24 protein-coding genes and 1 tRNA gene are annotated in these 21,325 nt (G+C 70.3%); 17 read left to right on the top strand and 8 right to left on the bottom strand.

Annotation, left to right across the window (positions count from 1 at the left end; all coding sequences use genetic code 11):
- The 5 genes from AB0J09_RS08300 to AB0J09_RS08320 form a co-directional block, all read left to right on the top strand.
- Positions 1 to 483 (top strand): ABC transporter ATP-binding protein (locus tag AB0J09_RS08300; protein ID WP_360687123.1); only part of this gene is annotated, 483 nt, incomplete at its 5' end.
- Positions 480 to 1,202: an ABC transporter permease gene (locus AB0J09_RS08305; RefSeq protein WP_360687126.1), complete on the top strand. Its 723-nt coding sequence runs from the start codon at positions 480 to 482 to the stop codon at positions 1,200 to 1,202. The genes AB0J09_RS08300 and AB0J09_RS08305, both read left to right, overlap by 4 nt.
- Positions 1,199 to 2,389, top strand: coding sequence for a sensor histidine kinase (locus tag AB0J09_RS08310; RefSeq protein WP_360687129.1), 1,191 nt, complete (start codon positions 1,199 to 1,201; stop codon positions 2,387 to 2,389). Before AB0J09_RS08305 ends, AB0J09_RS08310 begins: the two co-directional genes overlap by 4 nt.
- A gap of 3 nt (positions 2,390 to 2,392) precedes the next feature.
- Positions 2,393 to 3,022, top strand: a complete 630-nt coding sequence (locus tag AB0J09_RS08315; protein ID WP_360687132.1) for a response regulator transcription factor — start codon at positions 2,393 to 2,395, stop codon at positions 3,020 to 3,022.
- A gap of 19 nt (positions 3,023 to 3,041) precedes the next feature.
- A complete protein-coding gene (locus AB0J09_RS08320) occupies positions 3,042 to 3,746 on the top strand; it encodes a hypothetical protein (RefSeq protein WP_360687135.1) in 705 nt (234 codons plus the stop codon).
- Here the strand turns inward: AB0J09_RS08320 and AB0J09_RS08325 are convergent.
- The 3 genes from AB0J09_RS08325 to AB0J09_RS08335 form a co-directional block, all read right to left on the bottom strand.
- Positions 3,712 to 3,785: transfer RNA gene (locus AB0J09_RS08325), tRNA-Lys, on the bottom strand. The genes AB0J09_RS08320 and AB0J09_RS08325 overlap by 35 nt on opposite strands.
- A 41-nt stretch (positions 3,786 to 3,826) precedes the next feature.
- The gene (locus AB0J09_RS08330; protein WP_360687138.1) at positions 3,827 to 4,750 is read right to left on the bottom strand and encodes a nucleoside hydrolase; all 924 of its coding nucleotides are present in this window, start codon (positions 4,748 to 4,750) and stop codon (positions 3,827 to 3,829) included.
- Between the two features lie 230 nt (positions 4,751 to 4,980).
- A complete protein-coding gene (locus AB0J09_RS08335) occupies positions 4,981 to 5,382 on the bottom strand; it encodes an OsmC family protein (protein ID WP_360687141.1) in 402 nt (133 codons plus the stop codon).
- A gap of 51 nt (positions 5,383 to 5,433) precedes the next feature.
- On the opposite strand from AB0J09_RS08335, the gene AB0J09_RS08340 reads away from it, so the two are divergent.
- Together AB0J09_RS08340 and AB0J09_RS08345 are read left to right on the top strand one after the other, a co-directional pair.
- The gene (locus AB0J09_RS08340; protein WP_360687144.1) at positions 5,434 to 6,135 is read left to right on the top strand and encodes a hypothetical protein; all 702 of its coding nucleotides are present in this window, start codon (positions 5,434 to 5,436) and stop codon (positions 6,133 to 6,135) included.
- Between the two features lie 50 nt (positions 6,136 to 6,185).
- Positions 6,186 to 6,962: an FAD:protein FMN transferase gene (locus AB0J09_RS08345; RefSeq protein ID WP_360687147.1), complete on the top strand. Its 777-nt coding sequence runs from the start codon at positions 6,186 to 6,188 to the stop codon at positions 6,960 to 6,962.
- Positions 6,963 to 7,094: 132 nt separating this feature from the next.
- On the opposite strand, the gene AB0J09_RS08350 is transcribed toward AB0J09_RS08345, so the two are convergent.
- Complete coding sequence (locus AB0J09_RS08350; protein ID WP_360687150.1) at positions 7,095 to 7,370, bottom strand: hypothetical protein; 276 nt, start codon at positions 7,368 to 7,370, stop codon at positions 7,095 to 7,097.
- A 134-nt stretch (positions 7,371 to 7,504) separates the two neighbouring features.
- On the opposite strand from AB0J09_RS08350, the gene AB0J09_RS08355 reads away from it, so the two are divergent.
- Positions 7,505 to 7,885, top strand: a complete 381-nt coding sequence (locus AB0J09_RS08355) for a phage holin family protein (RefSeq protein ID WP_360687153.1) — start codon at positions 7,505 to 7,507, stop codon at positions 7,883 to 7,885.
- Positions 7,886 to 7,892: 7 nt separating this feature from the next.
- Positions 7,893 to 9,227, top strand: a complete 1,335-nt coding sequence (locus tag AB0J09_RS08360) for an aromatic amino acid lyase (protein WP_360687156.1) — start codon at positions 7,893 to 7,895, stop codon at positions 9,225 to 9,227.
- Between the two features lie 355 nt (positions 9,228 to 9,582).
- On the opposite strand, the gene AB0J09_RS08365 is transcribed toward AB0J09_RS08360, so the two are convergent.
- Entirely contained in the window at positions 9,583 to 10,572 is a 990-nt protein-coding gene (locus AB0J09_RS08365) for a LacI family DNA-binding transcriptional regulator (RefSeq protein WP_360687159.1), read from the bottom strand.
- A gap of 234 nt (positions 10,573 to 10,806) precedes the next feature.
- Here AB0J09_RS08365 and AB0J09_RS08370 point away from each other — a divergent pair, with 234 nt between their 5' ends.
- Together AB0J09_RS08370 and AB0J09_RS08375 are read left to right on the top strand one after the other, a co-directional pair.
- Positions 10,807 to 11,661: an amidohydrolase gene (locus AB0J09_RS08370; RefSeq protein ID WP_360687162.1), complete on the top strand. Its 855-nt coding sequence runs from the start codon at positions 10,807 to 10,809 to the stop codon at positions 11,659 to 11,661.
- Complete coding sequence (locus AB0J09_RS08375) at positions 11,658 to 12,191, top strand: cysteine dioxygenase family protein (RefSeq protein WP_360687165.1); 534 nt, start codon at positions 11,658 to 11,660, stop codon at positions 12,189 to 12,191. Before AB0J09_RS08370 ends, AB0J09_RS08375 begins: the two co-directional genes overlap by 4 nt.
- On the opposite strand, the gene AB0J09_RS08380 is transcribed toward AB0J09_RS08375, so the two are convergent.
- Positions 12,160 to 12,828 carry a (2Fe-2S)-binding protein gene (locus tag AB0J09_RS08380; protein ID WP_360687167.1) on the bottom strand — a complete coding sequence of 223 codons (669 nt, stop codon included), beginning with the start codon at positions 12,826 to 12,828 and terminating at the stop codon, positions 12,160 to 12,162. The two genes, AB0J09_RS08375 and AB0J09_RS08380, sit on opposite strands and share 32 nt — an antisense overlap.
- Positions 12,829 to 12,840: 12 nt before the next feature.
- Positions 12,841 to 14,013: an MFS transporter gene (locus AB0J09_RS08385; protein WP_360687170.1), complete on the bottom strand. Its 1,173-nt coding sequence runs from the start codon at positions 14,011 to 14,013 to the stop codon at positions 12,841 to 12,843.
- Between the two features lie 80 nt (positions 14,014 to 14,093).
- On the opposite strand from AB0J09_RS08385, the gene AB0J09_RS08390 reads away from it, so the two are divergent.
- On the top strand, positions 14,094 to 15,065 hold the full coding sequence (locus AB0J09_RS08390; protein ID WP_360687265.1) for a LacI family DNA-binding transcriptional regulator: 972 nt from the start codon (positions 14,094 to 14,096) through the stop codon (positions 15,063 to 15,065).
- Between the two features lie 4 nt (positions 15,066 to 15,069).
- Here AB0J09_RS08390 and AB0J09_RS08395 read toward each other — a convergent pair whose 3' ends face one another.
- A complete protein-coding gene (locus AB0J09_RS08395) occupies positions 15,070 to 15,390 on the bottom strand; it encodes a hypothetical protein (RefSeq protein ID WP_360687173.1) in 321 nt (106 codons plus the stop codon).
- Positions 15,391 to 15,570: 180 nt separating this feature from the next.
- Between AB0J09_RS08395 and AB0J09_RS08400 the strand changes: the two genes are divergently transcribed.
- From AB0J09_RS08400 to AB0J09_RS08420, 5 genes are all read left to right on the top strand, one after another.
- Positions 15,571 to 16,536, top strand: a complete 966-nt coding sequence (locus AB0J09_RS08400) for a sugar-binding domain-containing protein (RefSeq protein WP_360687176.1) — start codon at positions 15,571 to 15,573, stop codon at positions 16,534 to 16,536.
- Between the two features lie 135 nt (positions 16,537 to 16,671).
- Positions 16,672 to 17,766, top strand: a complete 1,095-nt coding sequence (locus AB0J09_RS08405; protein WP_360687179.1) for a sugar ABC transporter substrate-binding protein — start codon at positions 16,672 to 16,674, stop codon at positions 17,764 to 17,766.
- Positions 17,767 to 17,776: 10 nt separating this feature from the next.
- Entirely contained in the window at positions 17,777 to 18,538 is a 762-nt protein-coding gene (locus AB0J09_RS08410; protein WP_360687182.1) for an ATP-binding cassette domain-containing protein, read from the top strand.
- Entirely contained in the window at positions 18,535 to 19,767 is a 1,233-nt protein-coding gene (locus AB0J09_RS08415) for a sugar ABC transporter permease (RefSeq protein WP_360687185.1), read from the top strand. Before AB0J09_RS08410 ends, AB0J09_RS08415 begins: the two co-directional genes overlap by 4 nt.
- Positions 19,767 to 21,245 carry an FGGY-family carbohydrate kinase gene (locus AB0J09_RS08420; RefSeq protein WP_360687188.1) on the top strand — a complete coding sequence of 493 codons (1,479 nt, stop codon included), beginning with the start codon at positions 19,767 to 19,769 and terminating at the stop codon, positions 21,243 to 21,245. The genes AB0J09_RS08415 and AB0J09_RS08420 overlap by 1 nt, the downstream gene beginning before the upstream one ends.
- Positions 21,246 to 21,325: the final 80 nt, after the last annotated feature.

The following is a 21,325-nucleotide window of genomic DNA, read 5'->3' on the forward strand; positions in this document are numbered from 1 at the left end:
GGCGTCCAGCTGCAGGAGGCGGCGCTGCCGGACGCGATCAAGGTCGGCGAGGCGCTGAAGCTGTACGCGTCCTTCTACGACAAGCCCGCCGACTGGCGGGCGCTCATGGAGGAGTGGGGGCTGGCGGACCGGCGGCGCTCCAGCTTCTCGAGCCTGTCGGGCGGCTGGAAGCAGCGCCTGTTCATCGCGCTGGCCCTGGTCGGAGATCCCGAGGTCGTCTTCCTCGACGAGCTCACCACCGGCCTCGACCCCTCCGCCCGCCGCACCACGTGGGGCCTGATCCGCGACATCCGCGATCGCGGGGTGACCGTCGTGCTGGTCACCCACTTCATGGACGAGGCCCAGACGCTGTGCGACCGTATGGCGATCATCGATCACGGCCGGGTCATCACCCAGGGCACCCCGGGCGAGCTGATCGCCCAAGGCCGCACCGATTCGCTGGAGAACGCGTACTTCGCGCTGACTGGAGGGCAGGCGGCATGAGAGGCATCACACAGGTCATCGGGGTCGAGCTCAAGCTCATCATGCGGGATCCGATGTCGGCGTTCTTCGCGCTGGCCTTCCCGGCGATCATGCTCTGGGTCAAGTTACGCAGCGGCAAGCCCCTGCCCGGCGGGCTGCCGGCGGTGGACGCCACGGTGCCGATGCTGAGTGTCTTCGTCATCGGCCTGGCCGCGCTGGTCATCCTGCCGGCCACCCTGGCGCAATACCGCGAGCGCCGGGTGCTCAAGCGGATGCGCGCCACTCCCGCCTCGCCCGGCATGTTGTTCGGCGCCCAGTTGGCCGCTCACATGCTGCTGGCCGTGCTCGGCACTGCGCTGCTGATCGTCATCGGCATCGTCGCCTACGGCCTGACGGCACCCGCCGACGTGAGCGCGGTGGTCGTGGCCTGGATCCTGGCCGCGCTGAGCCTCAGCGGCATCGGGCTGCTGCTCGGGGCCGTCGTCCCCTCCGGCCGCACCGCGACCGTGATCGGGCTGAGCCTGTTCTTCCCGATGGTCTTCACCTCCGGCGCCGTGATCCCCCGCGAGACCATGGGCGGCGGGATGCGGGCCATCGGCGACCTGACCCCCATGGCCCCCGCCGTCCAGGCGATCCGCGACGGCTGGGAGGGTCACGCGTTGTCGCCCATGTCGCTGATCGTCATGATCGCGATCTGCCTCGTCGCCGGCGGCGTCGCCGTGAAGGCGTTCCGTTGGTGAGCAACGGACCCGGTCCCAGTCGCTGGGACCGGGTCTGGCCCGTGCTCCCGTACCTGTTCATCCTGCTCCCGGCCGGCGCCTCGCTGCTGCAGCACTGGCGGCTCGACACGCTCGCGCTGACCCTGTTCGCCGTGGGCTGGCACTGGGGCATGGTCGCCACCGGGTGGGTCAGGAAGCCTGCAGTGGCGGTCGTCTACTTCGTGGTCCTGCTCGCCGCCATCGGGGCGCTGGTCAGCATCGACTCGCTGTTCACGGTGGCCGGGCCGGCGGCCTTCATCCAGTCCTTCGCGGTGCTGCCCCGGTGGTGGGCGTACGCCGGGGTGATGGCGACCGCCGGCGTGCTGGTCTCCATGCGGTCCGAGCCCGGGCGGTCTCCCGGCCAGCTGCTCTACTCGTTCCTGGTGGCCGTGCTGGTCGCCTCCGCCATCGGCTTCGTCGTACAGACCATCTCCAACCAGAACGAGAGCCGCAGAATGATGATCGCGCAGCTCCAGGAGACCGGCGCCAAGCTGGCCGCGCTCGCGGAGGAGAACGCGAACTTGCAGGCCCAGCTGCTGACCCAGTCCCGTGCGGCCGGGGTGCTGGATGAGCGGCAGCGCATGGCCAGGGAGATCCACGACACGATCGCCCAGGGGCTGACCGCCATCGTGACCCAGATCGAGGCCGCGGAAGAGGAGCTCGACGACGTGGCCGCCGCCCGGGCCCGCCTCGACACGGTACGCACCCTGGCCAGGGACAGCCTGAAGGAGGCCCGTCGTTCGGTACAGGCCTTGCGCCCGGCGCCGCTGGCCGGGTCGCAGCTGCCCGCCGCCGTCCAGGACGTCGCCGACAAGTGGACGCGGGCCACCGGCGTGCCGGCCCCGCTGTCGGTCACCGGCGACGCCCGGCCGCTGCACCCGGAGGTGGAGGCCACCCTGCTGCGGGTGGCGCAGGAGGCGCTGGCCAACGTCGCCAAGCACGCCTCGGCCGGACGGGTTGCCCTCACCCTGTCGTACATGGAAGATGTCGTGGTGCTGGATGTACGTGACGACGGGGCCGGTTTCACCCCGTCCGGGGAGGCGAGCGGCTTCGGCCTCATCTCGATGCGCCAGCGCGTGACCAGGCTGGCCGGCGACTTCCAGATCGAGTCGGCCCCCGGCGAGGGCACCGGCATCTCCGCCACCGTCCCCGCCATCCCGGCGGAGTGAGCCATGCCGATTCGCCTGATCATCGTGGACGATCACCCAGTCGTACGCGACGGGCTGCGCGGGATCTTCACCGACGACGCGTTCGAGGTGGTCGGAGAGGCGGGCGACGGCCTCGAGGCACTCGCCGTGGTCGACCGCACCAACCCCGACGTCGTGCTCACCGACCTGCGCATGCCCAGGATGAACGGCGCCGAGCTCATCCGCCGCCTCCGCGAGCAGTCCCCCGGCGTCCGCGTGCTGGTCCTGACCACGTACGACAACGACGTCGACGTGCTGCCCGCCATCGAGGAGGGCGCGACCGGCTACCTGCTCAAGGACACTCCGCGCGCCGAGCTGCGCCGCGCCGTCCAGGCCGCGGCCCGCGGCGAGACCGTGCTGTCCCCCTCCGTGGCGGGCGTGCTGACCCAGAAGATACGCGCGCCGCAGCAGCAGTCGCTCAGCCCTCGCGAGCTCGAGGTCCTCTCGCTCATTTCCCGGGGCGCCACCAATCGCGAGGTCGCCAAGAAGCTGTTCATCACCGAGGCCACCGTGAAGACGCACCTGCTGCACATCTTCGCCAAGCTCGAGGTGAACGACCGAGCCGCCGCCGTCGCCACCGCCTACGAGACCGGCCTGCTGCGCCCGAGCACCTGAATTGCAAGGTGATAGTTCGTTGTATGCCACGCCGTCCCTAACTGCGGAGGACAGCCGGGTTCTCGAGGAGATCGAGGCAGCGCGACACGCGTTGCGTCATCAGGTTGGCGCCACACCCGCCAAGCGGACTGCAGGGCTTCGGAAGTTCCTGACCGCCGACGCGGTCGCCGCCTCCAACTCCATCGAAGGCTTCAAGGTTTCGACGATCGACGTAGAAGACCTGATGGAGGGCGAGCGGGACGTGGATGTCTCGGAGGAGAACCGCGAAGAGACCCTCGCCTACCAACGGATGATGACCTACATCCAGACTCTTCACGACGTCGAAGACTTCCGCTACAGCGCAGGCTTCCTCAACGCGCTCCACTGGATGCTCCAGGGCCACCGCCACACCATGCGCAAACCGGGCGGGCAATGGCGTAAGGGTCCCGTCTACGTCACCGATGCCCGTGATCCGAGCATCGCCGCCTACACCGCGCCCGAGGCGCCGGCCGTGCAGGGCCACCCCCGGCGACCAGGGCAGGTGAGGGGTGCGTGGATAGTGCACGCGCATGATCCCCTCCCCCATAAGCCTGCGGCGGCCTCACTGTACAAGTGGCCAGGAAAGCGGATCTATCGAATATCGCCGTCCTGGGGTGGAGCGGACACGCAAAAGCCCAGGTCACCATTGCATGACCTGGGCTTTGCCGGGGTGCGCCGCCAGGGACTCGAACCCCGGACCCGCTGATTAAGAGTCAGCTGCTCTGACCAACTGAGCTAGCGGCGCAACAGATGTAACTGTATCAGCCGCTGAGCACTGCCCGCACATCATCCGAGCCGCCCCGCCAACCCCTCGTACGCCCCCAGAACCAGGTCCCAGAACCCCTTCACGTCCATCGAGGTAGCCACCAGAGCGTTCGAGTCCTGGGAGCTCACCTTGAAGTCCGTCACGGTCATCCCCCGCGTGTATCGCCCGGCCGTCTCGACGTTCACCACAGCGGGCACGCAGGTGAACAGGGAGGGGTCCAGCACGTACGCCACCGCGCACGCGTCGTGGATGGCCGGGCCGCCGTCGGCCGTCACCACCCCGTAGAACTGCGCGGCGGGCACCAGCAGTTCGGCCAGCTTTCCGAGGGGACGCATCCGGTCGAGTACGTCGGAAGTCACCACGGCGGTCAGCGTCACGTCCAGGCCCAGCATCTTCACCGTCCACCCGGCGCCGAAGACAATGGCGGCCGCCTCGGGGTCGGCGAGCATGTTGAACTCGGCGGCCGGATTGTGGTTGCCGCGCGTGAACGAGCCGCCCATGATGACCAGCTCGCGGGCCCACTCCACGACGCGGGGCTCGCGGCGTACGGCGAGGGCGATGTTCGTCAGCGGCCCCACGGCCACCAGCGTGATCTCGCCCGGGGCGGCCTTCAGGGTGTCCACGATGAAGTCGACCGCATGCCCGTCCGATGGGCCCAGCTGGGGCGCGGGCAGGACCACGCCGCCCAGGCCCGTGGTCCCGTGCACGCGGGTGGCGCGCACGGTCTCGCGCAGCAGGGCGCCGGCGCTGCCCGGCGTCACCGGGACGTCGCCCAGCTCCAGGAACTCTCGCAGCGCCAGCGCGTTCGCCGTGGTCAGGGGGAGGTCGACGTTGCCGCCCACCGTGGTGATGCCCACCACGTCGAGGGAAGGGGATCCGGCCGCCAGGGCCAGAGCGAGCGCGTCGTCGATACCGGGATCACAGTCAATCAGAACCTTTTTCACGAAAACGGAGGATACGCATAGATCGGGCCGGGCAGTTCCCCCAAAGCTGCCCGGCCCGATCGGCGGCGGTCCAGGCCGGCATCTTCCCCCAAAAACGCCGGCGGTCCCGCACTAGCGAACCGCGGTCCCCCTCCGCGTCCGCTTCGGTGAAGGTTCACTGGTCTGTTGACCTGCTACAACGCTACCGAGACGAATGCAACGGTCGCGTCATAACGGGGTCGAATATCTGTTTAATCCGACTCTGGAACCTCCAGCCGAACCTCTGTACCTTCCTGCAACGATCTGCTCACCGTGCAGTACTTCTCGTGCACCCGCTCCGCCACCGCCCTGAACACCTCGCCGGCCTCCTCCGAGGGCAGCTCCACGTCATATGTGACGGTCACGGGGCCGAGCTTGCTCGGCTCGACCTTCTCCGCCTGCACGGTCATCGCCAGGCGCACCAGGCGGTGGCCACGTTTGGCGGTGAGCGGCTCGACGGTCACGATGTTGCATCCGCCTACCGCCGCCAGCAGCAACTCCACCGGGGTGAACACGCCGTCCTCGTCGCCGCCACCCATCCGTACCTCGGCGCCGCGGGCGTTCGTGGCCCGGAATCCGCCGTCCTCAGTTCGTTCGACACGCACGTTAGCCATGTTTCAGACACTACTCAGAAACCTTTAATGTTCATTCAGCATCGTGAAGCCATGGCTAGCGAGGCGAAAGCGAACCCAGGTCCCGTCCTCTTCTGGTGCGGTGTCGCGGTGGCCGAGTTCGGTGCGATCCAACCGGGTTTCGGCTACCCGTGGCGGCCGACCGCCTATGCCGCGGCGGCGCTGCTGGTCGCGCTCGGCTTTGTCACCGTCAAGGCCGCCGACTACCTGCGCACCGAGGAGGCCAGGCAGCGGCTGCGGCTCGGCGGCTACCTGGCCGGCGCGCTGCTGGTGGCCCACGAGTTCAGCTCCACAGCGTACGTGACCGGGCTGAGCCGTGCGGGCTCGCTCATCCTGTACGCGATGGCGGCCGTCATGGCGGTCCGCAGCCACCACGTCGCCGGCACGCCCAGGCCTACCCTGCTGATCGCCACCGGCCTCGACCCGGCCGCCCTTCGAGCTCGCCTGGAGGGCGCGAGCGACACCGTGGCCGTCTACAGGATCGAGCGCGCCACCGACGAGCTGCGCGACCTGGAGGCCCGCCACGGCCTCATCCTCGTCGAGGGGGCGGAGCACGACCCGCGGGCCAAGGAGCGCCTGAGCGCCTCGGGCCTGAGCCGCGAGATTCCCGACATCGCCGAGCGCGATGTGGTGGTGGCCGGTCCGCGGCAGTTCAAGAGGTACGTACGCGGGGCGTTGTCACGCCTTGCTGTGCCGAGATCACAGATTCATTTCAAATCACGGCAAAAGGTTTAGCTCCACATTACGCCTCATCTGCAACGGTGGGCTGCGGACAAGGAGGCAAGGTGACGACTTTCCCCGGAAGCGCCCGTGTCGAGATGGTCATGGGCATGCCGGTCAGTGTGGACATCCGCACCGCTCTCCCGGCACGCGAGCTGACCCCCCTGCTGGATGACGCGTTCGCCTGGCTGAGGTGGGTGGATGACACCTTCAGCCCGGTCAAGGAGGACAGCCAGATCGGCCGGCTCAACCGCGGCCAGACGATCAGGCAGATCCCCGAGCTCATCGAGGTCCTCCACCGCTGCGACGAGCTCAGCCAGGCCACGGACGGCTATTTCGAGGCCCGCATCAACGGCGTCATCGACCCGTCCGGCTACATCAAGGGCTGGGCGCTCGAGCGGCTGTCCCGCGCCCTGGTCAATGCGGGCGCGGGCGACCACCGCATCAGCGCGGGCGAGGACATCAGGGTGCGCGGCTCGGCCGCACCCGGCAAGCGCTGGCGGGTCGGCATCCGCGACCCGCGCAAGGACGTGATGCGCAAGGTCGTCTTCGCCCACGACCTGGGCATCGCCACTTCGGGCGGCGCCCCCGTGGTCAACCCGCGCACGGGGAGGGTCGAGGAGGGCCTCGGCTCGGTCACCGTGATCGGCCCCGACCTCGGCGTGGCCGACGCGTACGCCACCGCCATCTACGCCATGGGACCCATCCTGGCCAGACGCTTCGCGGCCGAGGTGGCGGCGGCGGGGCCGTACCAGACGATGATCATCGCGCGCGACGGGCAGGAGATCAGCACGCCCGGCTTCGCCGACTACAGCGGCGCGGAAGCCCGCATGGCCGGCTGACCACCCCTGCGCACGGCGGGCCGCCCTCCCTCCGCGGCCCGCCGGCCCTCGCGTGAGCCGGTCGCACTCGAGTGGCTACGCAGGGTGGCGCGCAAAGCGGCATCGTTTCGCGTCCTTGGCCTTCGCTAACGATCAGGCATCGGGATGCTTACGCAAATACTCTATGTAGATCGGGCGCAGCGCCTCGCCCAGCCGCCCCTCGCCGGAGGCGATGGCATCGCTGAGCAACGCGGAGACCCTGCTGAGGTCGTTGGCGGTCTCGGAATCATGACCGCTGGCGGCCTCCGCGGCCGGGATCACCTTCAGCAGGTCCCAGAGAAACCCCAGGTCCCCGTGGCGTACGGCGTAACGCACCGCCCGATCGTGCAACTCGTCGGCCGGCAACGACTCGAGCCCGTTCGCGTCCATCTCGCTCCCTCCCCTCGACGCCCCCTGCCCGGGTTGGGCCGACCATAACCGGCGACTACCCAGAGTAATCGCTGGGAATCGTAGAGACTGCGCCACTATCGAATTGCCGATCCCAAGTGGGAGGATCAACCAGCGTGAGATTCATCATCAGAACCATTGCGGCGGCGGTGGCCCTATGGGTGGCCATTCAGCTCGTCCCCGGCATCGGGGTCAGCGCCCCGGCCAGCTCGGCCAAATACTGGGGCGTGCTGCTGATCGTGGCGTTGATCTTCGGCCTCGTGAACGCGATCGTCAAGCCCATCGTCAAGGCACTGGGGTGCGCGATCGTCGTGCTGACACTAGGCCTGTTCCTCCTCGTGATCAACGCGGCCATGCTGCTGCTCACGGGCTGGATCGCCGGGCAGCTCTCCATCCCCTTCCACGTCGACAACTTCTACCCGGCCGCGTTCTGGGGCGCGATCATCGTCAGCGTCGTGAGCTGGCTGCTGGGCCTGGTCCTTCCCGACGGCGACTGAACCCCACGTGGAGCTCGACGGCGCCGGCCTGACCTGCGCGCAGGTTCACGAGGCCGCGTACGGCGGGGCCCGGGTCACGATCGCTTCCCTGGATCGGGCCCGGGCCGCGTGGGCCACCGCTCAGGAGTTCAAGGGTCCTGTGTACGGGCGGAGCACCGGCGTGGGCGCCAACAGGGGCGTACTCGTCGAAGAGCGCGGCCTCGACCTGCTCCGCAGCCATGTGTGTGGCGCCGGCCCCCTGATCCCGCCCGCCCGCGCCAGGGCCATGCTCGTGGTCCGCCTCAACCAGCTCCTCGCGGGCGGCTCCGGCATCGACCCGGGCGTGCTCCCGGTGCTGGCCGACGCGATCAACGGCGGCTTCACCCCGCCGATCCAGACGTACGGGGCCATCGGCACCGGCGACCTCACGGCGCTCTCCACCGCTGCCCTGTGCCTGCTGGGCGAACTCCCCTGGCACCACGAACGCTCACCATCCCCTCCCGACCAGCCCCGCTTCCCGCTCGCCTCCGGGGACGCGCTGCCGTTCATCAGCTCGGGTGCCGCCACGCTCGCCGACGCGGCCATCGCCTGCCAACGGCTCCGCCACCTCCTGGAAGCCGCCATCGACGTCGCCGCGATGTCGTTCACCGCCGTGCACGCCTCGGCGGAACCGCTGGCCGCAGCCGTACAGGAGGCCCGCCCCCACCCCGGCCAGGCCGCCGTGGCCGCACGCCTGCGCGGCCTGCTCAGCCAGGAGCTCGGGACCCGCGTGCAGGACCCGTACGGGTACCGCGCCTTCGCCCAGGTGCACGGCGCCGCCATGGACGCCCTCGACCGAGCGACCGCCGCCATCGAGACCGACCTCAACGCCGCCACCGAGAACCCGCTCATGTCCGGCTCCCTGGCCTGGCACAACGGCAACTTCCACTCTGCCCCGGTGTCCCTGGCACTCGACGCGCTGCGTACCGCGCTCGTACAGACGGCCCAGCTCAGCGCCGCCCGCCTGGCCAACCTCATGGATCCTGCCTACACCGGCCGCCACCCGTTCCTCGCCGACCGCCCGGGCGCCTCGGGGCTGCTGATCCTGGAATATGTGGCACAAGACGCCCTGGCCGACCTCCGCCACCTCGCCAACCCGGTGACGACGGGCACGGCGGTGATCTCCCTGGGCACGGAGGACCACGCGGGCTTCGCCACCCAGGCCGCCCGCCACGCACTGCGCTGCCTGGAACCCCTGGAGATCGTCCTGGCCTGCGAGCACACGGCCGCCACCAGCGCCCTCCACGGCCCCACCCCCGACCGCCCCCTCACCACCGACCTCGCCGCCTCCCGCCACGCCCTGACCCTCCACCCACCCACCTGACCCCGTCTTCGGGGGGCCGCCGGCTGCTTCGACGCTTGCACGGCGCCGTGGGGCGTCCGGCGGGCGCGCCCAGGGGGACGTCCTGCGGCGGCGTGCCCGGCCGAACGCCGTGCCGGGCGGGACATAGCTGAGATGGTTGTCGGGCGGCACGTCTCGCGGGACCCCGGCGCAACGCGCGCTGGAGGTAACGGTGCCGGATGACGCCCCCTCCGCCCGCCTTTCAGCGCCGGTGCGGCGAGACGACGTGCAGCGGCGCCCGGCGCACACACGCGGCGGGGCGACGCAGCACGTACGGCGAACCCAAGGCGCGTGGCGGGTGCGTCTTCGAGACGGCGTCGAATCCTGCGGGCCCCGGTCACACCACCCGCGCGACCGACCCCCGCTCCCTGAGCGTGGGCGCCTGGACGACCCGGCGTCGCCGTGTGCCGCCGTCGGTCGCCGCCGAAATGAGCCGCACCGCCGCCCGAACGATCCCGTCGATGTCCCAATCGACAGTAGTGAGCCCAGGCGTGAGCAGCCCCGACATCGGGTGGTCGTCATAGCCCATGACCGACACGTCACCGGGAACGGACAGCCCCAGCTCCTGAGCAGCCGCGTAAACCCCGTAAGCGATCGAGTCGGCGAAGCAGAACACCGCGCTCGGCCCCCGGGCGGTCAGGAGGTCGCGGGCGGCCGAGGTGGCGCCGGCGAGTCCGTGAGGGGCGGTGGTGACCTCGATGTCCAGGCCCAGCCGGTCGGCCTCCGCCGTGACGTGGAGGTCGGCGGGCCGGTCGGGCGTGCTGGCCCTGGTCGGGGTGAGGACCGCGACGTGGCGGTGGCCGAGGTCGCGCAGGTGCTCCAGGGCCATCGTCACGCCACGCCGGTTGTCGAAGACGACCTCCCCCGCCGTGCCCGCGATCGAGTCGCCGATCGCGACCACCGGCAGCGACTCGCACAGCTCGGCCCAGAACGCCGCCGCCGGGTCGATCGGCTGGACGATCAGGCCGTCAACGCGCTGGTCGCGGAGCCGCTGGGCGAAGGCACGCTCGCGGGCGGGGTCGCCGACCGCGTCGAGGATCAGGGAATAACGGTCTTTCTCCCGCAGACCCCGGCTGATGCCGACCGCCAAGGACTGCTGCCACAGGTCCTCCAGCGAGCCGCACAGCAGGCCGATCATGCCGGTGCGCCCGCTGGCCAGGGCCCTGGCGATGGGGTCGGCCTCGTAGCCGAGCTCGGCTGCCGCGGCGCGCACTCGCTCCATGGTCTCCTCGGACACCTGGAGGCCGCGCAGCGCGTAGGAGACGGCCGCGGGTGACAGGCCCGTGGCCTGGGCCACCTCCCGGATCGTGGCTCTCTTGCGAGGCATTCAGTCAGCCTATTCGGTAGTACCGACAGAACCGCAGTTTCCGCGCCAGGATTGCCGATCCACGCCCGCTCGGCGCGCCCGAGGCCGCAGTACATGTGTGGCCGCCGAGCCGTTGACAAGTCCGTAGGTGAAGCGGTTCACTGAAACGTATCACTGAAACGCTTCACGGTAGCGACAACCCAGTACGGCGCGTTAACATGTAATGTGAGTAGGAAATAGAGGGAGGAGGAAGCCGTGAGCGTCGACGTCCATCAGCATGTGTGGACCCATCCGTTCGTCGATGCCCTGCGCGCCCGGACTTCCCCGCCTTACGTCGACGGCTGGACGTTGATCCTCGACGGCGAGCCCCCGTACGAGATCGACTCCGAGGACCACAGGGACACCACCGGCCTGGAGCTGGCGCTGGTGTCGATGTCGAGCCCACTCGGCGTCGAGTCCCTGCCGCCCGAGGAGTCGTGGCCGCTGATAGACGCCTACCACGACGGCGCACTCGCGCTGGGCGAGCCGTTCGGGGCCTGGGCGTCCACGTGCCTCAGCGAGCCCGACCCCGCCCGTCTGGCCAAGGACCTCGACCGCGGCTTCGCCGGGCTGCAGATCCCCGCGACGGCCGTCCCGGACGACCGGCTGCTCGAGGTGCTGACCCACAGGGACCTGCCGCTCTTCGTCCACCCTGGCCCCGCCGCGCCGGCCCCCGGCACTCCGCCGTGGTGGCCGGCCGTGGTGCCGTACGTGCAGCAGCTGCACGCCGCGTGGCACTACTTCCACGCCGTCGTCCGGCCCAGGCACCCGCGGCTGCGCGTCTGCTTCGCGGCGCTCGCGGGGCTGGCCCCGCTGCACTCGGAACGCCTGATCGCCAGAGGCGGCGGCACCCGCGGCCTGGTCGATCCGGGCTTCTTCGTGGAGACCTCCTCCTACGGCCCGCGCGCGATCGACGCGATCGTTCGCGAGCTGGGCATCGACGTCGTGGTCAACGGCTCCGACGCCCCCTACGCCAAAGCACCCGAGCCCGGGCTCGGCGCGGCCGCCGGCCACGCCATCCGGGTCGTCAACCCCCGTCGTCTACTTTCCAGAAGGGAGACTCGTACGTGAGCACGAACCAGATCCAGGACGGGGGCACCTGTGCCCGGCTTCCCGAGCGCACACTCGACCGCCGCGAGCTGCGCGAGCTGGTGAACGAACTGGCCGCCAACCCCGAGGAGTGGCGCGACCAGGTGGAGTTCCCGGAAGAGGGCGGAAGGCACTACGCCTCGCTCTACCGCGACGCGTACGTGGACGTGTGGCTCCTGTGCTGGCGCCCCGAGGACGACACGGGCTGGCACGACCACGACATCTCCTCGGGAGCCGTCCACGTGGTGCAGGGCGCGCTGCTGGAGTGCAACCCCCGCATCGGCGGCGAGCACCTGGAGACCGTGGTGTCGGAGGGCCAGTCGTTCTCGTTCGGGCCCGACCACATCCACCGGCTCAACGGCGCGGTCGACAACAGCGTCTCCATCCACGCCTACTCGCCGCCGCTGTGGCGGCTCGGCCAGTACTCGATCGACGACACCGGCGTCATGCGCCGCGTCTCGGTGAGCTACGCCGACGAGCTCAGGCCGCTGGATGACGCCGTGGTGGCCTGAGCACGCAGCAGCTTCCGCAGGGCTCGACATCGGGCAGTGTGATCCACAGACAGCAGGTCCTGCGGAAGTAACCGTCACCGGCGGGTTCGATCAGCCCGTCGACCGGTGCGCCGATCTCCTTCAGCAGCCGCATGTAGTCGCCGGGCACGATCGACGTCAGCGGGTGGGCGAACGCCTCCGCCGTGGAACCCCACAGCGTGCGCTCCCCCACCTTCGCGATGGAGCCGATCAACGAGACCAGCGGCCGCTGCGACTCTGCGAGCGCCTCGCCGACCACGCCGGCCCCGGAGCCCCAGCTCACGCGCGTCGCCGCGACCGTCACCCCCGCGTCCGACACCTTGAAGTACGTGTCCGCCAGCCGCATGATCGGCACCCGCCCGTCCAGCGCCCACCCGAGCGCCATGGGCAGCGTGTGCCAGTAGCTGTAGGTCTTCCAGAACAGCGCCGCGCCGACATGGCGTGGCGCGTTCCAGCGCGCGGCCGTCTCGTCGATCAGCTCGATGAGCAGCCGGTACGGCTCCCGCAGCAGCTCGATGACCGGCGTCCAGCTCTCGTCGGGCTCGATGACCAGACCCGGATCGACCCCGATCACCCCGCCCCGCCCGTCGGCAAGACGCTGGAGCACCTCGGTCAGCACGCTGGAACCTCCCTATAGGTTAGCCTTACCTAAGGTAGCAGGCCGTCCCGCGAACCACCCAGCCACGATCTGGACCACGAGCACCCCCAGCCCCGCCATCAGCGGCACCGACCAGCCGCCGGAGACCTGCCTGAGGAACCCGAACAGCAACGGCCCCAGGGCCGCGATCACGTACCCCACGGACTGCGCCACGGCCGACAACGCGGTCACGGCGGCCGGATCGGCGGGCCGCAACGCGATGATCAGCAGCGCCAGCGCGAACGAGGCCCCCTGGCCGATCCCCAGCACAATCATCCATACCCACGGCGCGGCGGTCGGGGCCAGCAGCATGCCCAGGTAGCCCAGCACGGTCAGCACCCCGGCGCCCACCACGTACGGCACCTGCGACTCCCGCCTGCCGGCCAGCACGGGGACCGCGAGCGAGGTGGCCACCTGGACCAGGTTCGTCAGGCTGAGCAGGTATCCCGCCTGGTCGGCGGGCAGTCCGGCCTCCAGGAAGATCGTCGGCAACCAGGCCAGCATGACGTAGAAGGTCAGCGACTGCAGGCCCATGAGCGCGGTCACGTACCAGGTCACGCGGCTCCTGAGCACCGCGCCGAAAGGCCTGGGCCCGTTCTGCGCCCCGCTCCGGTTGCGCAGCGCCTGAGGGAGCCAGAGCAGCGCGGCCAGCAGCGCCGGCACGGCGAGCAGCGCGGAGACGCCGCGCCAGCCGTACCCGGTGGCGTGCTCGATGGGGATGACCAGCCCGGAGGCGAGGGTGGCGCCGGCCACCACCGAGGAGACGTAGACGCCGGTCAGGAGGTTGACCCGGGTCGGGAAGTGCTGCTTGACGACGGCGGGCATGGAGACGTTCATGACGGCTATCGCGGTGGCGGCGAGGGCGGAGCCGAGGTAGAGCACGGGCGCGCCGTCGAGGCCGCGCAGGGCCACGCCCGCCGCGATGACGAGCAGACCGGCCAGCAGCGTGCGATCCAGCCCCAAGCGCCGCGCGAGCAGCGGCGTGACCGGCCCGAACACGCCCAGGCAGACCACCATGACCGTGGTGACCGCACCGCCGCCGGCGGGCGAGAGGCCCACATCTTTCATGATCTCGTCGAGGAGCGGGGAGACGCCCGCGATGGCGGGGCGCAGGTTGAGCGCGGCCAGCACGAAACCGGCCACCAGCACGGCAGATCTCAGCGACATAGGGGACTACTCTCGCATAACCCTCTGACAACGTTGTCTACCTGGTCAGAGTGAGAAATGATCCTGGCGTGAGACCGACGATGAAGGACGTCGCCTCGGCCGCGGGCGTGGCGCTCAAGACAGTCTCGCGCGTCGTGAACGGCGAGCCCGGCGTCCACCCGGCCACGGCCGAGCGGGTGCGCGCGGCCATCGACCGGCTGGGCTACAGCCGCAACGAGAGCGCGCGGGTGCTGCGCAGGGGTAGGACCGCCACGATCGGGCTGGTCATCGAGGACGTGGCGGACCCGTTCTACTCGGGTCTGAGCCGGGCCGTCGAGGACGTCGTCATCGAGCACGGCTGCCTGCTGCTGAGCGGCTCGTCCGGCGAGGAGCCCGGCAGGGAGCGGGAGCTGGTCGAGACGTTCTGCGCGCGCCGGGTGGACGGGCTGATCATGGTGCCCGCCGGTGAGGACCACACGTACCTGCGTCCCGAGCTGGAGGCCGGCACACCGATGGTGTTCGCGGACCGGCCGCCGGGGGCGGGGATCGACGTGGACACGGTGCTCGCCGACAACGTGGGCGGAGCCAGAGAGGCGATCCGCCATCTCATGGGCCACGGCCACCGCAGGATCGCCTTCCTCGGGGACGACCCCGGGATCTTCACCGCCGCCGAGCGGCTCAAGGGCTACCGCGAGGTGCTCGGGGAGCTGTTCGACGAGCGCCTGGTGTCGATGCGGCCGCCCTCGATGGAGACGGTGCGCGCTGACCTGGCCCGCATGTTCGCGCTGGACGACCCGCCGTCCGCGCTGTTCACCGGCAACGGCCGCTACACCGTGACAGCCCTGCGCGCGCTCGACGGGCGACGGGTCGCGCTGGTGGGGTTCGACGACTTCGAGCTGTCCGACCTGCTGGATCCACGGGTGACCGTGGTGGCGCAGGACCCGGCGTGGATGGGTCGGGTGGCGGCAGAGCTGCTGTTCCGCCGCCTGCGCGGTGACGCAGGACCGCCGGAGCACATCGAGCTGCCGGTACGGCTCATCGCCCGCGGCTCCGGCGAGCTACCGCCGGGCTAGCCTCTCAGGCGAGCCGCTCCTCCACGCCCACCACGCCGGCGACGCCGGTGAGGGTGTTGCCGCAGGATCCCCGGGACTGCCCGTACGCGCCGGGCGGCAGCGTCTCCCACTCGCCCAGGACGTCGAGCGCTCGGCTGCAGACCACCACGGCCCGGAACATCCAGGTCTCGTCCGTGGGGTTGCTGCACGCGGCGATGCCGAGGTCGTCGCTCTGCGCGTGCACGAGGGTGTCGCACTTGAGGACCGTGGCCGCCGCGGGAGCGGACGGCGCCATGCCCGCGGCCACGAGCCCGATGGCCGCCGCGATCAACATCCCTTTGGACATTGCCCCTCCCGCACCGATGGCCGGACACTACTTTACGCATTCAATCGTAAGCGGAGAGTTTCCATCCCGCCTAGAGAACCTTCCCGGACGGACAAGCGGGGGCTGGCCTTCTCCTTCAAGACAGCATCCCCGTATAGTCGTTTGCGCATCGGTTCAGCAAAGATGTTCAGGAGTGCGCTCATGAATGCCGCCGACGTCGCACCCGAGACGCAGGCCAGGTTCCCCCTGGAGCTGATGTACGCGGCGGCCCAGCAGTACTACATGGAAGAGGCCACTCAGGGCGACATCGCCAAGCGGCTGGGCGTGTCCAGGGCGACGGTGAGCCGGCTGCTCACCGAGGCCCGCAAGCAGGGCATCGTCGAGATCAAGGTGCACCGGCCGGCCGCGCTCGAGGACGGCCCGCTGGCCGCCGAGGTGGCGGAGGCGCTCCGGCTGCAGCGCGTCTACCTGGTCCCCAAGGTCAGCGGCCCCGCTCTGGGCCCGTGGCTGGCCCCCGCCGTGACCCGCGCGCTGGCGGCGGTCGGGCTGGAGTCCGGCGACGTCGTACTCGTCTCGTCGGGCACCACGGTCTACGAGTGCGCCCGCGAGGGGCTCGGCCACTATCCCGGGGTCACGATCGCCCCCGCGGTGGGCGGTCAGGAGGAGCCGCAGCCCTGGTTCCAGACCAACGAGACCACCCGCATCCTGGCCGAACGCGTCGGCGGCGTGCCCGCCTACCTCTACGCGCCCGCGCTGCCCGGCCCCGAGCTGTTCTACTCGCTCCAGCACGAGCCGTCCGTACGCCGGGTCATGGACCTGTGGGCGCACGCCAAGTGCGCCATCGTCGGCGTCGGCTCGGCGCCGCTGATGCGGCAGATGACGCCCGCGCTCATGCCGCGCGACGCCGACAGCCTGCGCCAGGCCGTGGGCGACGTGTGCATGCGCGTCTACGGCCGCGACGGAGAGCCGGTCACGTACCCCGGCAGCGAGCGCCTGGTCGCCACCCAGCCGGAGGAGCTGCGCCGCATCCCGGCCACCATCGCGGTCGCGGTGGGCGCCGAGAAGGTGCTGTCCATCGTCGCGGGCGCCAAGGGCGGCTACTTCAACCAGCTCGTCACCGATGTCCCCACGGCAGAGGGCCTGGTGGCGGCCGCACGCCAACTCTGAACATCTTTGCTGGACAAAGTTTCAGAAGGCGCGCTACCGTGAGCCGCACTACAGGATGTGTCCCTTTGTGAGGGCCATGTCCTGTTTCGGGGGCAGTGCGTCATGAATCCCGGTAGGCAAGTGAGGAACAAACCCGTGAACAGAGCGAAGATGCGGACCTCCGCGTTCGCCGCAGTGGCAGTGCTCGCAGGCTCGGTGCTGGCCGCGTGCGGCTCCGGCTCCAGCTCCGGCTCCAGCGGCGGGAACACCGGTGGTGGCGGCGCCGTCGAGAACGCCAAGGTGGCCTTCCTCATGCCCGACCTGGCCTCCACCCGGTACGAGCTGCAGGACAAGCCGCTGTTCGAGGCCAAGATGAAGCAGCTCTGCCCGACCTGCCAGGTCATCTACCAGAACGCCGACTCCGACGCCGCCAAGCAGCAGCAGCAGGCCAACTCCGCGCTCGCCCAGGGTGTCAAGGCCATCGTGATCGACCCGGTCGACTCCGCCGCCGCGGCCACCATCGTCAAGTCGGCGCAGTCGCAGCAGGTGCCGGTCATCGCCTACGACCGGCCGGTCCCGGCCACGCCCGCCGACTACTACATCTCGTTCGACAACGAGAAGATCGGCCAGATGATCGCCCAGTCCCTGGTCGACCACCTCAAGAAGGAGAACGCCCAGGGCGGGATCCTCCAGGTCAACGGCTCCCCCACGGACGCGGCGGCCGGTCTGATCAAGAAGGGCATCCACAGCGCGGTCGACCCGAGTGGCTTCAAGCTGCTGGCCGAGTACGACACGCCCGACTGGCAGCCGGAGAAGGCGCAGACCTGGGTCAGCGGCCAGATCACGCAGTTCAAGGACCAGATCGTGGGCGTCGTCGCGGCCAACGACGGCACCGGCGGCGGTTCGATCGCCGCGTTCAAGGCCGCCGGCGTGAAGGTGCCCCCGATCACCGGCAACGACGCCGAGGTCGCCGCCGCGCAGCGCATCATCAAGGGCGACCAGTACAACACCATCTCCAAGCCGATCAAGATCGTGGCCGAGGCCGCGGCGAACACGGCCTGGGAGTTCATGCAGGGCAAGAAGCCCGCAGGAAAGACCACGCTCTACAACACCCCCTCCGAGCTGTTCGTCCCCACGGTCGTGACCAAGGAGAACGTCAAGGAGGTGCTGTTCGACAGCGGCATCATGAAGGCCGCCGACGTCTGCACCGGCGAGTACGCCAAGGGCTGCGAAGAGCTCGGCATCAAGTAGGAGAACGCCGATGACCGTCCTGTCCCTGCGCGGGATCAGCAAGACCTTCGGCGCGGTGGCCGCGCTCACCGACATCGAGCTCGACGTCGCGGCCGGCCAGGTCGTCGCCGTCGTGGGCGACAACGGCGCGGGCAAGTCGACGCTGGTCAAGATCCTCTCCGGCGTGCACCCGCCGGACGCGGGCACGATCACGTTCGAGGGGAACGAGGTCGAGATCCCCGCCCCGGCCGCCGCCCACAAGCTCGGCATCGCCACGGTCTTCCAGGACCTGGCGCTCTGCGAGAACCTCAACGTGATCCAGAACCTGTTCCTCGGCCAGGAGATCCGTCCGCTGCGCCTCAACGACGTGGCCATGGAGACCCGTTCGTGGGAGCTGCTCCGCCAGCTCTCCGCCAAGATCCCGAGCGTGCGGGTGCCCGTGGCGGCGCTGTCGGGCGGCCAGCGGCAGACGGTCGCCATCGCCAGGTCGCTGCTCGGCGACCCGAAGGTCATCATCCTCGACGAGCCCACCGCCGCGCTCGGCGTGGCTCAGACGGCCGAGGTGCTCAACCTGGTCGAGCGGCTGCGCGAGAACGGCCTGGGCGTCATCATGATCAGCCACAACATGGCGGACGTGAAGGCCGTCGCCGACACCGTCGCGGTGCTGCGGCTCGGCCGCAACAACGGAGTGTTCGACGTGGCCGAGGTCTCCACCGAGGACATCATCGCCGCCATCACCGGCGCCACGGACAACGTGGTGTCCAGGCGGGCGCAGAAGGGACTCAAGTCGTGAGCACATTGACGACAGACCGCCAGGACGAGCGGCTTCAGGACCGCGACGGGCTGCGCGGCGCGCTCGCCGACGTGCTCGAGCGGGCCCGCGGCGGCGACCTGGGCGTCATCCCCGTCGTGGTCGGGCTCGTGGTCATCTGGACGGTGCTGCAGATCCTGAACCCGATCTTCCTGTCCAGCGCGAACCTGGTGAACCTCACGCTGGAGTCCGCCGCCGTCGGGATCATCGCGCTCGGCATCGTGTGCGTGCTGCTCGTGGGCCAGATCGACCTGTCCGTGGGCTCGGTCAGCGGGCTGTCGGGCGCGGTGCTCGCGGTGCTGTTCGTGAGTCAGGGGCTGCCGGTCTGGCTGGCCATCCTGGCCTCGGTGATCATGGGTGCGGTCATCGGCTGGGTGTACGGGCAGCTGTTCAACAGGTTCGGCGTGCCGAGCTTCGTGATCACGCTGGCCGGCCTGCTGGCCTTCCTCGGGCTCCAGCTGTACGTGCTGGGCACCAAGGGCTCGATCAACCTGCCCTTCGACTCGGGCCTGGTGAACTTCGCGCAGCTCGACTTCGTGCCGGCCTGGCTGTCGTACACGTTCGCGGTCATCGCGGCCGTGTGGCTGTTCGCCAGCGGGTACCTGCACGCCAGGGAGCGGCGCAAGGCCGGGCTGTCGGCCAGGAGCGTGTCGGCGCTGGCCATCAGGAGCGTGGCGCTGCTGGTGGTGCTGGCGTTCGTGGTCTGGTACCTCGGCCAGACCCGCGGCGTGGGCTGGATGTTCGTCTTCTTCGTGGCACTCGTGCTGATCATGCACTACCTGCTGTCGCGGACGAAGTGGGGCAGGGCCGTCTACGCCGTGGGCGGCAACGTGGAGGCCGCGCGCCGCGCCGGCATCAACGTCAAGGCCATCTACACCTCGGTGTTCGTGCTCTGCTCGACGTTCGCGGCCGTCGGCGGCATCCTGGCCGCGGCCAGGCTCGCGGCGGCCAACCAGTCCAGCGGCGCGGGCGACGTCAACCTCAACGCCATCGCGGCGGCCGTGATCGGCGGGACGAGCCTGTTCGGCGGGCGCGGCACGGCGTTCGGCGCGCTGCTCGGCATCATCGTGATCCAGTCGATCTCCAGCGGCCTGACCCTGCTCAACCTCGACTCGTCGATCAGGTTCGTGGTCACCGGTGCGGTGCTGCTGCTCGCGGTGATCGTCGACTCTGTGTCGCGGCGGTCGAGGACCTCTCACGGCAGGGCCTGATGGCGATCATCTGCGTGGACGCGGGGACCACGGTCATCAAGGCCGTCGGGTACGACGCCGAGGGCGCGGAGGCGTTCGTCGCCCGCAGGGAGACCACGGTCTCCAGGCCCGCGCCCGGCCATACCGAGCAGGACATGGGCGCCGTCTGGGACGCGGTCGTCGCCACCGTGCGCGAGGTCGCCGCCCAGGTGGACCAGAAGGTCGACTTCGTGGCGGTGACAGCGCAGGGCGACGGCTGCTGGCTGGTCGACGCGAAGGGCGAGCCGACCGGGCCCGCGATCCTGTGGAACGACGCCAGGGCGGCCTCGGCCGTGGACGCCTGGACCCGCTCCGGGATCGCGGCCGAGGCCTTCCGCCTGAACGGCTCCTCGGCCGCGTCCGGGCTGCCGCACGCGATCCTGACCTGGCTGCGCGCGAACGACCCCGAACGGCTCGACCGGTCAAGCGCCATGCTGACCTGCGGGGGCTGGATCTTCGCGAGGCTGACCGGGGAGCTGGCGGCCGACGAGTCCGACGCCTCCGCGCCGTTCATGGACCTGCGGGCGCGTGCCTACTCCCCTTCCCTGCTTGCCATGTTCGGCCTGGAGTGGGCCGAACGGCTGCTGCCCCCGATCCGCTCCAGCCACGTCGCCGAGCTGTCCCGGGAGGCGGCCTCGGCGCTCGGCCTCCCCGCCGGGACGCCGGTCGCGATGGCCCCGTACGACATCGCCGCCACGGCACTGGGCGCGGGCGCGGTGCGGACCGGGCAGGCGTGCGGCATCCTCGGCACCACGCTGTGCACCGAGGTCATCGTCGACTCCGCCGACCTGGAGGGCGAGCCGATCGGGATCACGATCGCGATCCCGGGCGGCTACCTGCGGGCCTTCCCGACGTTCGCGGGCACGGAAGTGGTGCAGTGGACGTGCCGCATGCTGGGCCTGCACGGCCCGGCCGAGCTGGGCGACCTGGCGCTGCTGAGCGAGCCGGGCGCGCGCGGGCTGACGTTCCTGCCATACATGTCGCCCGCCGGTGAGCGGGCGCCGTTCTCCGACCCGCTGGCCAGGGGGTCGCTGCTGGGCATGTCGTTCGAGCACGGCCGCGAGGACGTGGCGCGGGCGGTGCTCGAGGGGCTGACGATGGTCATCCGCGACTGCCTGGCCGCCACCGGCGCCGAGCCGACGGAGCTGCGCGTGTGCGGCGGCGGCTCGAACAGCACCGTCTGGCTCCAGCTGATCGCCGACATCACCGGGCTGCCCGTGCGCCGCCCGGCGGACGCCGAGGTGGGCGCGCGGGGTGCGTACCTGGTGGGACTGGCCGCCACCGGCGCCGCTCCGTCCATCGCCGCGGCGGCCTCGGAGCATGTACGGCTGCGCGACGCGGTCGAGCCCGCCCCCTCTCGCCGGGCACTGTACACGCGGCGGTTCGACGACTTCCTGACCCTGCGCGGGGCGAACGCGGTCTCCTGGCCGCTGCTGGCCGAGATGAGGGGGCGGGCATGAGCGAGCGCAGCGAGCGAACAATCAGACGCAGCCGTGTCACGTTCATGCGACCGACGAAGGAGGGCGCATGAGCGAGCACA

The organism is Nonomuraea sp. NPDC049784 (assembly GCF_040659615.1).
Lineage (GTDB): Bacteria > Actinomycetota > Actinomycetes > Streptosporangiales > Streptosporangiaceae > Nonomuraea.